Source organism: Seonamhaeicola marinus, from assembly GCF_008085455.1.
Genome location: NZ_VSDQ01000683.1, coordinates 1 through 341, shown reverse-complemented (window position 1 = coordinate 341; position 341 = coordinate 1). Strand labels below are relative to the sequence as shown.

At 33.7% G+C, this 341-nt stretch carries 1 protein-coding gene; it reads right to left on the bottom strand.

The annotated features are described in order from the left end of the window. Positions 1-3 precede the first annotated feature (3 nt). Positions 4-341: (2Fe-2S)-binding protein (locus FUA24_RS17115; protein WP_148544314.1), on the bottom strand; the 338-nt coding region annotated here is incomplete at its 5' end.

The following is a 341-nucleotide window of genomic DNA, read 5'->3' as shown; positions in this document are numbered from 1 at the left end:
TACTCATTTTAACACCTTAGATTTATGAAGTATATCTCTAACTTCTGTTTTACAACTACCACAACCTAAACCAGCACCGGTTTGTTTACAAAGCTCTGTAAAATCAGTACACCCTTTAGCTATAGCTTCTTCTACATTACCTGCACCAACCTGACTGCAAGAGCATATTAATTTACCTATTACGGGTTTGTTGTTTGAAGCGCCTCTAAGCAATGTATTACGCTTTTCAGACATTTCAATTTTACTTTCAATAAGTGTTTTAAACTCTGCAAATTCATTTTTATCACCCATTAAAACTGCGCCTACCAACAAATCATCTTTAACTATACATTTTTTGTAGT